Consider the following 15610-nt stretch of genomic DNA (forward strand, 5'->3'; position numbering starts at 1 on the left):
TCCTTAAAAAGTGATGAATAAGCTCAGCGCAAGAGCCACCCCAACCAATGGGATAACCACCGTCAATGCGGCTAATGGCCAATAAGCGCGTTGATGTGTTTCTTTACAAATGGCACGTATAGTTGTGACCACGTAACCATTATGTGGCAGGCTGTCTAATGCACCAGAACTAATAGCAACCACTCTGTGTAATTGCTCTGGATTAACCCCCATATCCAAATATCCAGGAGCCACAAGCGGTAGTGCAATCGCTTGCCCGCCGGATGCTGAACCCGTTAATCCGGCTATTACGCTCACGGCAACAGCAGCCCCCACTAACTCATTACCTGGCATATGAGTCATAGCATCAACAGCAGCAATAAACGCCGGTGATACTTTAGCCACTGCGCCAAACCCTACTACAGCAGCAGTGTTACCTATAGCAACTAAGGCGCCAGTGGTCCCCATATTGATGGCATTTGCCATGTTATGAAAATACTTGTAATTGATGACCACAATACTTAAAACACCACCAAGCAACGCCACAATTAGTGCGGTTTGTTGTAAAACATCATGCAACATAAATGATAAGAGTAGCACCACCAGCAAAGGAATTACGCCGGTGATTGGATGAGGGCGTTCACGCTCTAAAATAATTGGGTCATCGTCTCTTGCAGCAAAACGCTCACCTTTGGCAACCGCCTTTTTAATCATTTTATTTAGCCAAAAGTAACCGACTGTTGCCATAAAAATGGCCACTACTAAGCTTACTTCCCATGCCGCATAGGGTGAGGTACCTAAATGCTTTACGGGTATCCAATTTTGAATTTCAGGCGAGCCCGCAGAGGTCATAGTGAATGTCACTGAGCCAAACGCTAATGTTGCGGGTATAAAGCGCCGCGGCAAATCGGCATCTTTAAATAAACTGAGCGCCATCGGGTAAACCGAAAACGCCACAATAAATACACTGACTCCGCCATAAGTCAGCACGGCACAAGCAATCACCACCGCCAGCACCGCATGCTTCATACCTAACTTGCCAACAATGTAACTGGCTACACTATCTGCTGCACCAGTATCTTCCATAAACTTACCGAACAACGAGCCCAGTAAAAACATAAAAAACCATGCACTTAAAAATCCAGCAAAGCCATCCATGTACGCGTTAATAAAATTACTGTCGGCAGTCACCGGGAATATAGCCATCCCGCTTGTTAGTGCCACCAACAATGCACATATTGGCGCGGCAATAAATAAATTGACCCCGCGCAAAGTTAAAATTATTAGCAGTATTAAACCGCCTAACAGCCCTATCATGCTCAGCATAGACATTCCTATAATTATTGTTATTACCCAGATGAGGTGACATCGCAGTAACTGTTGTTAGTTTTATCGCTTAGCGCAAATAAAGACATAGCACTAAGGTACTATACGTTATAAAACTTACACAAAAATCATATAAGTCAAGGTGTTAAGCTTTTATAGCACTATGGTACTAATTCATTTTTTAACACTATCTTCTACATTAAGTGCAGGTGACATGAGCAAACAAATAATCAACTAATAACAACAGGAACACACCATGATAAAGCTCAAACAAAATATCACACCCGTTACACTCGCTGTTTCACTCGCCTTATTAAGTGCAACAAGTGTGGCAGCTGAACAAGCGCCTAAAGTAAAAAAAGCAGAGTTAGAGCGAATAGAAGTAACCGCTCGCAAAACCGTTGAAAACTTACAAGAAGTTCCGGTTGCCGTAACCTCAATTGGCGCACAAGAATTAGCAGAAAACGGCATCAGCGTAATGACTGAAGTACAGCAGTTTTCACCCAACACTACGCTACAATCAAGCCGAGGCACTAACTCTACCATCACTGCGTTTATTCGCGGTGTAGGTCAGCAAGATCCGCTTTGGGGCTATGAACCTGGCGTAGGTATTTACATTGATGATGTATACATCGCCCGCCCGCAAGGTGCCGTGCTCGACTTACTTGATGTACAACAAATTGAGGTGTTACGTGGCCCACAAGGTACGCTATATGGCAAAAACACTATTGGTGGTGCAGTTAAGTATGTCACCAAAGAAATGAGCGGAGATGCAACGCTAAATATTCAAGGCACCGTAGGCAGCTACAGCCAAAAAGATTTAAAAGTCACTGGGCAGCTCCCGCTTATTGACGAAAAACTCTATGTTGGTTTTGGTTTTGCCACATTGAACCGTGATGGCTATGGTGAATTTTTAACGTCAGCGCTTGATAATCAAGACCGCGAAAACTATAACAAAGATGTTACCGCAGCACGGGTTACGTTAGAGTACACCCCTACCGATGACTTATTCTTTCGTTTAGCGTGGGATAAAACCGATGATGACTCTAACGCGAAAGGCGGGTATCGCTTACTTCCAAGCATATTAACTAATGCACCTGTGCCAGATAGCGTGTATGACTCTTATACTAGTTTACCAACATGGAACAAAGTAGAACTTGAAGGTATGAGCTTAACTGCTCGCTGGGATATGAGCGCAAACACCAGCATTAAATACGTTGCAGCAACAAGAGAAAGCTATTCACCAACCAATATCGACTTTGATAATACCTCTTTACCTATTTTTGATGTTCCAGCAATTTATGACGATGAACAAACCACGCATGAGTTGCAGCTAAATCACAGTGGCGATAACTACAAATTAGTATCGGGCTTATATTACTATGATGGCGAATCGTGTGGCCAGTTTGAAGCAATATTAGGTGTGCTTGGTCAAAGTTTAGGTGCCCCAGGGCTTACGCGTGAAGTAAGCGGTTGCAGCAATTCCACCAGTAAAGCGGCTTATATACAAGGAAGCTACGACTTTGATGAAAAATGGTCAATGACACTTGGCGCTCGCTATACCAAAGACAGCAAAGAAGCGATTGTAAATAATGGTCTTATTTTTGACATTGTTTACCCTGAATCAGGTTGGATCCCGGGTTATGTTCGCCCAGAAGGACAACTCGTGCCTACGGTACTAGATGACAGCGAAGATTGGTCACGCTTTACGCCTCGTGCGGGTGTTGAATATCAATACAATAACGACATCATGTTTTTTGCTAGTTACTCGCAAGGGTTTAAGTCAGGGACATTTAATCCACGAGCTACAACAGCAGAACCTGCAGCAAGGCCCGAAGTGGTTGACTCTATTGAGTTAGGCATGAAAAGCGAATGGAATGATAATTTACGCGCAAATTTAACTGTATTCACACTTGATCATAAAGACCGTCAATACATATCGGTATTACCCGGTGACAGCGCCGCCGATTTAAACCAGCGCTTAGGTAATATTGGCGAGTCTAAGTCTGATGGCGTTGAATTAGAACTTAGCTATGTTGCAAACGATGCACTAACTATTGACGCGTCAATAGGTTACATCGACAGTAGTTTTGAAAATGTAATTGATACCAATCCTGATACCGGTGAAACATTTGATAAATCAGACCGTTTTAGTGTTTCAAACACCCCAGATCTAACTTTCAACTTAGGTGCTACCTATCGTTTATACACTGATATGGGCGACTTTGTTATAAACGGTAATTACTATCACCGAGGTGATTACGCACTGTTCGAAGAAGATAGCCTCTTAACACAAGACGCCTACGGATTATTAAATATTGGTGTTACTTGGTACAGCGCAGATGGCCATTGGACTGCGGGTATTTATGGTAAAAACTTAACCGATGAAGAATACATGATTGGAGGTTACCAGTTTGTAGCACCCGACCCGTCAGATCCAACTGATACCAGCAAATACACACCCGGTCTTGGTGGCGATAATACCTTAATTGGTTATTACGGTGACCCCCGCACAATATCACTCACTGTGGGCTATCGTTTTTAAAATTTAATTTAAGCGTTAAGGTTTGTCTGTATATCCCCACAGACAAACCTTGTTTCACATCGCAAAATCACATATAACTTAATGCATTGGAGACTATTTGAAATGGCTTGTGCTGTGAATACCATAATTGCTGATGACCACCCTTTATTCAGAAGTGCGCTACGTCAAGCAGCAGCGACTTCAGTACCAGAACAATATATAAAAGAAACCAGCGATATCGACGGTTTGTTTAGCTTATTAAAATCACACCCCGAGATAGAGCTGATATTTTTAGATTTAACAATTCCTGGCGCCAATGGTTTACAAGCGCTCTCGCAACTAAGAAATCAATACCCTGATATATTAATTATTATGGTATCGGCTAACGAAACCCCCACTATCATAAAACAAGCCATGAGCTTAGGTGCTGCAGGCTATATTCCAAAGTCATCATCCCTTGATGTGATCAGTGAAGCCATTGAACATGTACTCAATGGAGACTCCTGGTTGCCAACAGATATTGACTTAACTGATGTGGTTGTTAATGACGAACAGAGCAATTTTGCCCGCAACCTAGAAAAACTCACTCCACAGCAATACCGTGTACTCGCGATGATAGCCGACGGGCTTTTGAACAAACAAATTGCCTTTGAAATGTCGATTCAAGAAACCACCATAAAACAACATGTATCGGCCATTTTGCGAAAGCTGAATGTGTATAACCGTACCCAAGCAGGCATTTTGTTTAACCAGCTATCTCAAGTTGGTAAGTTAGAGGCGAGCTAATATGAATTAATACACTTTAAGTATTTCTTTATAATCTTTTTTAAGGCTGTCTAGCTGAAATTGTTAATACATACATTAGCACCTGCAACTAGCTGGCTCATACGCGGACTGTACTACCCACCAAACGCGCCAACCAAAAAGTTAACAAATGATGTAAAATTGCAAAAAACAAACCAAATTTAAAAAATTTCATGTTGATATTTTTATGCAATAAAAAACTAAAAAACACCGAAAAAAACCTTTTTAATGAATAACCTCCCTAGATTAATGAATATTGATTTTAAAGCCGCACTCACCGCAATTGATTACACTTCATTAACATGCTTTCTTGGTATAAAACAATAATCAAACAAACATTCACAGGGTCAAAATGAAAAAGTTTAAAAGAAAAATTCTTGCTTGCGCAATTACAACTCAATTAATCACCTCTTATCATGCCTCAGCAGAAGAAAAGCCTAAAGTTGATAAAGAAATTGAACAGATTGAGGTTACTGCTACACGTCGCTCAGGTTCAATTCAAGAGGCTCCTTTAAATATTACAGCGCTTAATAGTGATGTCATAAAGGATCAAAACATTGGTGATTTAGAAGATGTAGCTCGTTGGGTCCCAGGCCTAACAGTTTCAGATCAAGGTGGTCGTGAAGGTTCTCCAATTATTGTTCGAGGTTTAAATACTAACTCGTCAGATCGCGGCTCTGATGGGGGCACTGTAGCTACTTATGTTGGTGAAATACCGCTTAATATTAATCTTCGCTTGACTGATATTGATCGAGTCGAAGTATTAATTGGCCCGCAAGGTACCTTATATGGTGCTGGTACTTTAGGTGGTGCTATACGCTATTTATTAAAGCAACCACAATTAGACATTACTGAAGGTAGCGTGAGTGGCGATTTATTCGCAATTAATGAAAGCGATGATACTGGGGGTGAGTTTGGTCTGGTATTTAATACCCCGCTTATCGATGACGTATTAGCCGTTCGTGCCAGCGTTAATCATTATGACAGACCTGGTTATATTGATTATAAATACGTAGTACGAAACCCAGGGGTCTCAAACCCTAATCCAGATTTTACAAACCAAGATGATATTGATGAAAACTTACAACGCGTTAATGACGTTAACGATGAGCAAATCACTACGGGACGCTTTTCTGTTCGTTGGCAGCCAAACTCATCAATTGATGCAACACTCAATTACTTTTATCAAAAACAAGAAAATGGCGGCAACTCAACGTCACAATATGGCGCATTAGCAAATAGCAGCGCACTTCAAGGTACTGTAGGTAAATATGAAAACGCAGCTCGCGTGCTTGAACCGGGCGAGCAAGAAAACGATTTACTTAGCTTAGAAATCAAAGCTGATTTAGGCTTTGCTGAACTTGTATCAGCCTCTGGTTGGTCAAGCTATGAGCAGTCTGGGCAGCGAGATCAAACCGACTTACTTTATGATATTTGGACTGGTTACGCTGATTTTCCTGCATTTGTTGGTCAAACTTTAGATACTTCAGATCAAGATAACTTCACTCAAGAATTGCGTTTAGTATCGGCTTCAGAGGGCCCATTAAGTTGGATTGTAGGCGGCTACTATAATAAGCAAGAAAACTTATCAGATGACCGCGAATATACCCCAGGCTTAACTGACTTTTGGGGCGGTGGTATTGCGAACGTACAAAAAGATCTAGAATATATCGCCCTTAGTAATTCAGAAATAACAGAAAAAGCATTATTTGGTGAGGCTGGCTATAGCTTTACTGATCAGTTTGATATCACTTTGGGCGCGCGTTTATATGAATATGATATCTCCACCAATGCAGGGTCAGCTACACCACTTTATTCTGGCAATTTCTCGTCTCTTGACCAAATTGAGATGGAAAATGTTAGCGCCAATGATAACGGTAATCTATTTAAGTTTAATGCAAACTATACGTTTGATTCTGGTGTACTCGCTTACTTTACTGTCAGTGAAGGGTTTCGAATTGGTGGCGGAAATGGTATTGCGCCGTGTCCAGATGTGTTACCAGAACAGCAAATTGTTTGTGCTCTTCCAAGTGAAGAAGACTATAAGGCTGATACCACGGTAAACTATGAACTTGGCTTTAAATCAACCTGGCTCAGAAATCGATTGCACTTTAATGCTGCACTCTTTAATGTTGACTGGAATGACGCCCAAGTGGGTAGCTCTACTGTTAATGGCCAAGAGCTTATTACATCAAATGCAGGCTCAGCAAACTCAAAAGGCGTAGAAATTTCATCTCGTGCAATCATTGGCGATCACTGGACAGCTTATGCGACTTACGCTTATGCAAAAGCAGAGCTAACTGAAGATGCACCAGATTTATTTGGTATTGGCATTGGCGCTATGAATGGGGATCGATTACCCGGCGCCCCTGAGCATCAGTTTTCATTCGGCCTTCGTTATGAGCAAGATGTGCTAGACGATAAGTTACTGAGCGTTAACTACGGTATGACTGCACAAAGCGATATGATTACCAAAGTGGGCTTAAGAGACGATGGTGAGACATTAGCTGGCTATTCATTAAGCAACTTATCAGCTAAGTTAACAGGTGATATGTGGTCAGCTACATTATATATCGACAACCTGTTCGATAAGTATGCTTTTACTTCGGTACGCCGTGATAAGTCATGGGCTGGTATGTCGACCTCTGGCGCTAATAAAGCGTTACCTGAATTACAACGCGTATACGCTCACTATACAACAACGCCTCGCACTATTGGTATGAAGTTTACTTATAACTTTGAACTATAAAACTGAGCGATAGTTAAAAGCCTTGTTGATAATCAGCAAGGCTTTATTATTACCTCTCGTTAAGGTTATTTATGCTAACAGCACATCAACATCAGTTAAAAACACAGGTATTTACAGCAATAAACAATAACCAGTTATCTGTCGCTCACCAACTGCTAGTTAAACAATTACAGTACGATGCGACAGACCATTTTTGCTATTATCTACTAGCCGAAGTGAATATTGCTGCAGGCGACAGCTACAAGGCCATACAACTGATAGAAAAAGCCTTAACAATCAATAACCATCCTTTATATGTGCTGCATTTATCTAAGCTAATGATACTAAAGGGTGACGTAACAATGGCGACCAGTTACTATCAGGAAGCTATCAAGTATCAAGGTTATGGGCCTCTAGAGTGGGATACATTAGCTAATATAGCGACTCGACTTGGTGACTATGAACATGCTTTAGCATGGCAAAAAATAGCTTATGAAGCCGCACCTACACACCCCAAAATTAATTACAACTTAGCCATTGCCTATAAAATAAATGGCCAATTAGATCACGCAAAAACGCTATTATTAGCGCTTATAAAACGCGAGCCAAGTTACTTACAAGCACATTACTCTCTTGCAGAACTAAATACCTCAACTGAAGCAAAAACACATATTACCGAGCTAAAAAAACGACTTAGTAGTAGCTTAACTGCAACAGAACAGCAAATGATTTATCACAGTTTGGCACTAAATCACGAACATATTGGTGATTATGAACAAGCTTTTAGTTACTTTCGTGATAGTAAATTGGCTATAAAACATCAGATAAACTATGAAGCCAGCAAACACCAAATATTTTGCCAACAATTAATAGCATTAAGTGAAAAGATTCAATTAACAGCAAAAAACGCTGACTTCTCACCCATATTTGTCATGGGTATGCCTCGCTCTGGTACCACATTAGTAGAAAAAATTATTAATCAAAGTACCGAGGTGACCAGCCTTGGGGAGCTAAATGACATTGCACAGTTACTACAAAGCACTGCAGCGTCAAAACATGTTTTAGATATCCGTATGATTGAGCAGGCATTTCAAAAGTTTAAGCTTGATAACCCCTTAAATGGCTACCAATCTCGCTGCGAAAGCATGATGACTTCACCTAGGAGCTGTGACAAGCAACCCTTTAATTTTTACTTTATTGATTTTATTTTAGCTGCGTTTCCAGAGGCAAAAATAGTCTGTATGCTGCGCGATCCTGTGGATAGCTGTATTGCAAATTACAGGCAGCTATATAGCCCGCACAGTGCATTTCATCATTACAGCTATGACTTACAAGATATTGCTCATTTTTATCAAGATTATAAGTTAATTATCAACCACTTTCAGAAAAAGTATCCTAATAATGTAATGATTCAACACTATGAAGAGCTAGTAACAGATGCCACCTTGCAAACTCAAACATTATTTAATTTTTGTAATTTACAATGGCAGCCCAGCTGCTTAGCGTTTTATAAAAGCAACAGCGCCTCGGCTACTGCTAGCAAAGTGCAAATTCGCCAACCACTCAATAGTAAGAGCATTGGCTACTGGCAACATTATCAGCAGGCCTGTGATATGTTATTGAATAAGTTTAATTAATCGATAATAATTAGCAAGTCATGCCTTTCACCCGCAATTAGTGATTTAAACATAGCTAAAGATCATGAAAAACAAGGCTCTGGTGTGTTATTAACCCACTTGCCTTAAAGTAAAGTTAGTCGTTTTATCATTCTTTTTAATGCCGGTGCTTTAAGTGGTTTGTACAATAAAGGATAACCTGCATCGAGTACGCGCTCGCGTATTTGCTCATCGTGGTTTGCAGTATTAACAATGGCAGGCAACGTCATTAATCCTGCTTGTTCAATCACCTCAAGCCCCGTTACACCATCATCCAATTGATAATCAACAATAAGTAGTTGTGGTAGTGTATTTTCTGCTTTGAGTTGCTCAAGTTCAATTAAGTTAGTGGCGGTGGCAATTTCACAGCCCCAGTTTTCTAGCAACTGTTTTAGCGCTTCAAGTACATTACGATCGTTATCCACAAGCCAAATACATAAACGACCCAATTCAGTTTCTGAATTGGCAGGTACATGCGCAGTGGCTGGTGTTTTTAAACTAGGTTTGCATGGCATGGTTAAAGTAAATTGAGTGCCTTTATTAAGCTGAGAGCCCATTACCAAAGGAATATTTAATAAATCACAAATACGTTTGGTGATAGAAAGCCCCAATCCTAATCCCTCGGCGTTAGGTTTATCGCCCAGCTGCTTAAATTCTTGATAAATACTCTGCTGATCACTGGTAGCAATACCTATGCCTGTATCTTCAATCACAAACGATACATGATGTTCATCAAGTAAAACTTTTAAACGTACTTCACCATACTCTGTGTAGCGTATAGCATTACTAAGTAGGTTTCGTAGTACACGCTTAAGTAATGCTTTGTCGGTATAAATTCGCGCATCGCACGACTCAACGATAAAACCGAGGCCTTTTTCTTGAGCTAGTGCTAAATAATCATTACGCAGTGGCTCTATTAAACTACTCACATTAAATTCCGTTAACTGCACTTTAAACGAACCTGAATCGAGTTTAGTTAACTCTAAAATACTCGAAAGTAGCTCTTCTGCACTTGCTAAGGAATTTTTAATATTCATAGCTAGATCTTTAAGCTCAGTATCTTGGGCTTTTTCGTTCATTAGCGAACAAAATAAACTTGCAGCATTAAATGGCTGCAATAAATCGTGACTCGCTGCGGCAAAAAAACGTGTTTTACTTACTGTTGCCTGCTCTGCTACTTGCTTAGCTTTAGAAAGCGCTTGGTTAGCCTGTGTTAATGCGGCAGTGCGCGTAGCCACTTTTTCTTCAAGACTAACATTCGCTTCGGTGAGTGCTTTTTGTTGTTTTACAAACTCACTTATGTCGGTGTAGGTCGTTACAAACCCACCGCCAGGTAAAGGGTTACCTTGCATTTCAAATACTCGGCCATCACTATGTGCGCGTTGATATTTATACGCGCTGCCTTGTTTTAAATAGGCTAAACGCTTATCGACTTCTGTATTAATATCCTCACCACGAAATAAGCCTCGCTCAGCGTTAAAGCGAATAATATCGGCAACGGGTCGGCCTATATATAAAGCACTATCGGGGTAATTAAACATGTGCTTATAGCCCTGATTCCAAGCGACCAAACGCAACTCACTATCAACCACGCTAATCCCTTGTTGAATATTTTCAATGGTAGATTGCAGTAAATCACGATTAAATTTAAGCACTTGGCTAGCTTCATCGACAAACTCAGCAACTTGCTCTAAAGGCTGGCGCTGCTCATTTTTCGCTACATCTAAAATTAGCCGTGCTGATGCACCACCAATAACCGCTGACATTTCACGCTCAACTAATAACTCAAGCTCAACATTAGCGATACGTTTCCATTGGCTTTTGTCATGCGGAAAATACTGCTGCACTAAAGAATGGCTCGCGTCTTTTTCAGCAAAACGCTGTAGTAATGCCCCTAAATCTTCATAATTGAGTGGCTGTAATGTGGTGTTTAATCGCGAGTCGTTTAATTGAGATATGAACTTATTGCTTTGCAGGCGCTCAGCAAGTGTTGCACGACTAAATAGTGGTACAAGCAAATACACTAACGTATTAACCCCTAACGACAACAGTAATGATTGGCTAATACTTTCTAAATTCAATGAAAGTAAATTAGTGGGTGCTAACCAAGCAACTTGCCATGGCCCTTCTATTAACCAACTACTTTGGCTGCCAAAACCACTGGCTAAATTAGGTAGCAGTAAAGTGTAACCCCAAATTACAAAGCCACTTAAAATACCGAGCTGTGCACCACGACACGATGCGTGGCGCCACCATAAACCAATAATCATCGCAGGAGCAAATTGTGCAACCAAGGTAAACGACATAAGCCCAACGGTTGCAAGAGTAGTGGTTTCTGCCAGCACTCTATGAGTGAAATAGCTGAGTAATAAAATAAGTACAATTACAATTTTACGCGCATGCAATAAGTTGTTTTTATCTAATCCTCGGCTGCTTGACGTTAACTGTGAGCGACGCAAAATAAACTGATTAATAAAATCATTAGTGATCATCACCGACAGCACAATTGCCGACACAATCACCATACTTGTGGCCGCTGAAAAGCCACCTAAAAAGGCCAGTAAGGTTACCCCGCTATTATCTGTCGCCATTGGCAGCGCTAATACGAAGGTATCTTGACCAACGTTACTATCACTAAAATAAACCAGCCCAGCGTAAGCTATAGGTAAAATAAATAAGTTGATCATTAATAAATACAACGGAAATAACCAGCGAGCAGTTGCCAGTTCATTATTGTTATTGTTTTCAATAAAGCTCATATGAAACTGACGCGGCAAACATAACGTTGCCAGTATCCCCAACAAGGTATGTGCAACATAGACATAAACGGGGCTTTGAGTCGCGGCAACGTGTGTTGGTATGTTTAGCGCTTGCGCCTGTTCATACAGAGCAATAGGGCTATCAAATATAGAAAAACACACATACAAGCCCACCGCAATAAAGGCAAGTAACTTAACAATTGATTCAAAGGCAATACTGGCAATTAACCCGGGGTTATGCTCACTGGGCTTAAGCCTGCGAGCGCCAAATAAAATAGCAAATAAAGCCAGCAATAACGTAATATAAAACGTACTGTCTGCCCATACTTGGTTACTTTGAGTGGGGGCTCGGTCGGTGAGTAAATTAATACTTTGTGCGGTCGCACTAAGTTGTAAAGAAATATACGGTACAATTGCTATCACTGAAATAAGTGAGATAAGCCCTGACAAACTCGACGACTGCCCATAACGAGTAGCAATAAAGTCAGCCATAGAAGTAAGCTTTTGCTGTCGACAAATATGCGCAATACGACAATACAGCTGCCAGCCAAAAATAAATAATATAATCGTGCCCGCATAGGTAGGTGCCAACCACCAGCCATTACTAGCCGCTTGTGCTGTGGTGCCGTAAAAAGCCCATGAGGTACAATAAACACCCAATGACAGCCCGTAGGTTAAACCTTTGAAAGGAAGTACCTTACGCCTATCCGCCCAGCCCGCAACTGCAAATAATATCCCTAGATACACCACAGCAATAAGGCTAATAAACCAAATTGAAAACATATTTTTGTTCTTGTTATTATTTTTATAATACTTAACTTAGCATAAGGGGATGTGTAGCAAAAAGCAGCCCTTACTTTAGTGCTATAAATGAACAAAAAGGTAAAATAAGAATTATTTGCATTTAGGTGTTGACAGTTACTTAAATCTAATTGATAATCACTATCAACAAGGCGAAGCATACTTCTTGTGACGGAAAAGTTCATTTGTTTCTCGACCCTGAAACAACGTGTGGCGCACGTTAACAGCTATGGAAACCTGTTATAAACCACAACGCCCCTTGCTGTTTATGACCTGTTTCCGCCCTACTCATTTACTTGCTACATTGCTCATATCGGTGACGGTAGATATGAAACTAAAAAAGCCCTTACGGGCTTTTTTTATGTCTGTAATTTAGTGCGTAAGGCCTTAACCTGCACTTTTAAAAATTAACGACGGTTTTTTCGTGCACGTGCTCGGCGTTGTTTTTTCTCTTCTTCTTTGGCTTGCTTTTTCGCCTCTGCTGCCGCGCGCAATTCAGCCACCATTATTTCTTCTTCTTCACGCATGGCAGGTGTTTCCATGGTAATACGACCGATAATGCCATCTCGTAATTCATTAATTAGAATTTCCGACATTTTATACGTATCGATTTGGTTACCACCGCGAATACAGCCGCGCTTTTTACCCGCCATTTCAACAAACTCCCAATCGCTTTCTGGCAGTTCATCTAATTTATAGCGCGCTTTTAAAAGCTCAGGATAAGCATGCAATAAATACTCAGCGGTGTAACTTGCCACTTCTTCGTACTCAATAGCGGTATCACGTATCGCACCGGTTGCGCCTAAACGATAACCTGAGTTTTCGTTCTCTACTTTTGGCCACAGCATCCCTGGCGTATCGTAAAGCATAATGCCATCATCAAGTTTAATACGTTGCTGCGCCTTAGTAACTGCAGGCTCGTTACCCGTTTTAGCCACTATACGCCCAGCAAGCACATTTATGAGCGTCGATTTACCTACGTTAGGAATACCCATGATCATGGCTTTAATTTGCTTATCGGCACCGACTTTATGCGGCACTAACTTTTTACACAGCTCATTAATACGATGCACTTCTGCGGCTTTATCGTTACCAAATGCAATGGCTTTTACGCCATTTTCTTGCTCAAAATAGTCTTTCCAGGTTTGCGTCATTTTAGGATCAGCTAAATCGGCTTTATTGAGAATTTTGATGACCGGCTTACCTTCACGCAGGGTAGCCACCATCGGGTTTTCGCTACTGTAAGGAATGCGCGCATCTAGCACTTCAATGATCACATCCATTTGTGGCATTATTTCTTTAATTTCATTTCGGGCTTTATTCATGTGCCCAGGGAACCACTGGATAGCCATTTTTAACTCCTAACATATAATTTGTAGCTATTTTAACTGGCAATTCATTTAATTGCGCTATACTGACGCAAATTTTTTCATATAAGACACTATGGCTCTCAAATCTACCATCATGAAGGCGCAGTTATCGCTTAGCGATATGGACCGTCACGTATACCAAGACTTTAACCTGACCTTGGCACAACACCCATCAGAAACAGATCAGCGATTGATGATCCGCTTACTCGCTTTTGCACTTAATAGCTGTGATGGTTTAGAGTTTACCAAAGGGTTAAGCGCTGATGATGAGCCGGAGCTTTGGCATGTCAATTACAGTGAAGAAATAGAGCTGTGGATTGAGCTGGGGTTACCAGATGAAAAGCGCCTTAAAAAAGCCTGTAATAAAGCTAAAAAAGTAATTTTATATACCTATGGCGAGAATAACCAAGCTATTTGGTGGCAAAAGCATCAGCCTAAATTGTATGAGTTTAAAAACTTAAGCATTTTTAGTCTTGATTATGCTGCCACTCAACTATTAGCTGCGTTGGTTGATCGTAATATTAAATTGGCAATTACCATTCAAGATGGTGAAGTTTGGGTTAATACCGACACTACCAATATTGAGATAAAACCTCAGCAATTAATGTAACTAGAATAGGTTATACCAATTGCATTAAATTAGTTATCTATTATAGCGACAAGTAAATAAGTCGGTAACAAGGCGAAAATTGTGACATATAGTTGTTCTATATAAATAATTTTTAACGTAGGTAGCGGATTATTTAATACGCTAGAATGATCATGTTTTTAATAAAATTGGTATTAGGGGGCGTATGAAAGTTAAACACGTGATTGTTTTACATGGCTTATATATGTCTGGCTTAGTGATGCGCCCGTTGTGCTCACACTTGGAGGAGTCGGGGGTGAAAGTTTTAAACCTTACCTACAATACGCGTGATCCTAATCGGGAGGCTATTTTTTCGCAAATAGATGAATTTATTGGCAACGAGCCTTCTGCTTTAGTGTGTCACTCTATGGGGGGCTTAGTTGCTCGCGCCTATTTAGAGGCAAACTCAGCGCCAAGTCATCATGTTGAAAAGGTAATCACCTTAGGAACGCCACATACTGGCAGCCATATTGCTGAAAAAATGCAGCAAAAAGGGTTCGAGCTATTATTAAAAAATAGCGTTGAGTTTTTACTCTCTAAGAATGGTGATTGGCCTTTTAAAGCCAAGCTATATAGCATTGCCGGCGACTTACCGATTGGCTTAATGCCACTCATTGTAAAAGGCAGCCGCTCTGATGGCACCGTATTATTAGATGAAACCAAGCTAAAGGGTATGGCCGAACATAAGGTATTTCACTTAAGCCATACCAGTATGATTTACTCACGCCAAGTCGTTAATTATATTCTTGAGCGCTTGAATGAGGACATTTAGTCCTCGGCTGCAGCCGCCACTTTGTAGCTGATCAAAAATATAATACCTAGCACTAAGGGCATTGGTGCAGCAACATAGCCAAAGGCATCAGAGTTTGCAAAACTTGCACCCGCTAAGTGCGCAACTAACCCTAATACAAACCCAAGCAAAGCAATACCAATAACGATGAGTTCAGCTTTATTTTCTTTACGTGTTTTAGCTTCCATAATTTCTCTCCGCATCTAATCAAGTAGCCCCTTAACTCAATAAAGTGATCTCTATCAA

At 40.8% G+C, this 15610-nt stretch carries 10 protein-coding genes; 6 read left to right on the plus strand and 4 right to left on the minus strand.

Annotation, left to right across the window (positions count from 1 at the left end):
* Nucleotides 1-3 precede the first annotated feature (3 nt).
* Nucleotides 4-1305: a GntP family permease gene (locus tag PISS_RS15345; protein WP_024602249.1), complete on the minus strand. Its 1302-nt coding sequence runs from the start codon at nt 1303-1305 to the stop codon at nt 4-6.
* A gap of 256 nt (nt 1306-1561) precedes the next feature.
* Between PISS_RS15345 and PISS_RS15350 the strand changes: the two genes are divergently transcribed.
* The 4 genes from PISS_RS15350 (at nt 1562) to PISS_RS15365 (ending at nt 8998) form a co-directional block, all read left to right on the plus strand.
* Nucleotides 1562-3850 (plus strand): TonB-dependent receptor, encoded by a 2289-nt coding sequence (locus PISS_RS15350; protein WP_058155378.1) that lies wholly within the window; start codon nt 1562-1564, stop codon nt 3848-3850.
* A gap of 102 nt (nt 3851-3952) precedes the next feature.
* A complete protein-coding gene (locus PISS_RS15355; protein ID WP_010392247.1) occupies nt 3953-4615 on the plus strand; it encodes a response regulator transcription factor in 663 nt (220 codons plus the stop codon).
* Nucleotides 4616-4985: 370 nt separating this feature from the next.
* The gene (locus tag PISS_RS15360; protein ID WP_016899050.1) at nt 4986-7382 is read left to right on the plus strand and encodes a TonB-dependent receptor; all 2397 of its coding nucleotides are present in this window, start codon (nt 4986-4988) and stop codon (nt 7380-7382) included.
* Nucleotides 7383-7453: 71 nt separating this feature from the next.
* Nucleotides 7454-8998, plus strand: coding sequence for a tetratricopeptide repeat-containing sulfotransferase family protein (locus tag PISS_RS15365; RefSeq protein ID WP_058155379.1), 1545 nt, complete (start codon nt 7454-7456; stop codon nt 8996-8998).
* A gap of 104 nt (nt 8999-9102) precedes the next feature.
* On the opposite strand, the gene PISS_RS15370 is transcribed toward PISS_RS15365, so the two are convergent.
* Nucleotides 9103-12558: a PAS domain-containing hybrid sensor histidine kinase/response regulator gene (locus PISS_RS15370; protein ID WP_058155381.1), complete on the minus strand. Its 3456-nt coding sequence runs from the start codon at nt 12556-12558 to the stop codon at nt 9103-9105.
* 425 nt (nt 12559-12983) lie between these two features.
* Nucleotides 12984-13928, minus strand: coding sequence for a ribosome biogenesis GTPase YlqF (gene ylqF / locus PISS_RS15375; protein ID WP_013466219.1), 945 nt, complete (start codon nt 13926-13928; stop codon nt 12984-12986).
* A gap of 91 nt (nt 13929-14019) precedes the next feature.
* Between ylqF and PISS_RS15380 the strand changes: the two genes are divergently transcribed.
* Both PISS_RS15380 and PISS_RS15385 read left to right on the plus strand, forming a co-directional pair.
* Nucleotides 14020-14556, plus strand: coding sequence for a YaeQ family protein (locus PISS_RS15380; RefSeq protein WP_033103558.1), 537 nt, complete (start codon nt 14020-14022; stop codon nt 14554-14556).
* Nucleotides 14557-14740: 184 nt separating this feature from the next.
* Nucleotides 14741-15346 carry an alpha/beta fold hydrolase gene (locus PISS_RS15385; RefSeq protein WP_058155384.1) on the plus strand — a complete coding sequence of 202 codons (606 nt, stop codon included), beginning with the start codon at nt 14741-14743 and terminating at the stop codon, nt 15344-15346.
* Here the strand turns inward: PISS_RS15385 and PISS_RS15390 are convergent.
* Nucleotides 15343-15552, minus strand: a complete 210-nt coding sequence (locus PISS_RS15390) for a hypothetical protein (RefSeq protein ID WP_058155386.1) — start codon at nt 15550-15552, stop codon at nt 15343-15345. The genes PISS_RS15385 and PISS_RS15390 overlap by 4 nt on opposite strands.
* Nucleotides 15553-15610: the final 58 nt, after the last annotated feature.

This window comes from Pseudoalteromonas issachenkonii (assembly GCF_002310795.1).
GTDB classification, from domain to species: domain Bacteria; phylum Pseudomonadota; class Gammaproteobacteria; order Enterobacterales; family Alteromonadaceae; genus Pseudoalteromonas; species Pseudoalteromonas tetraodonis.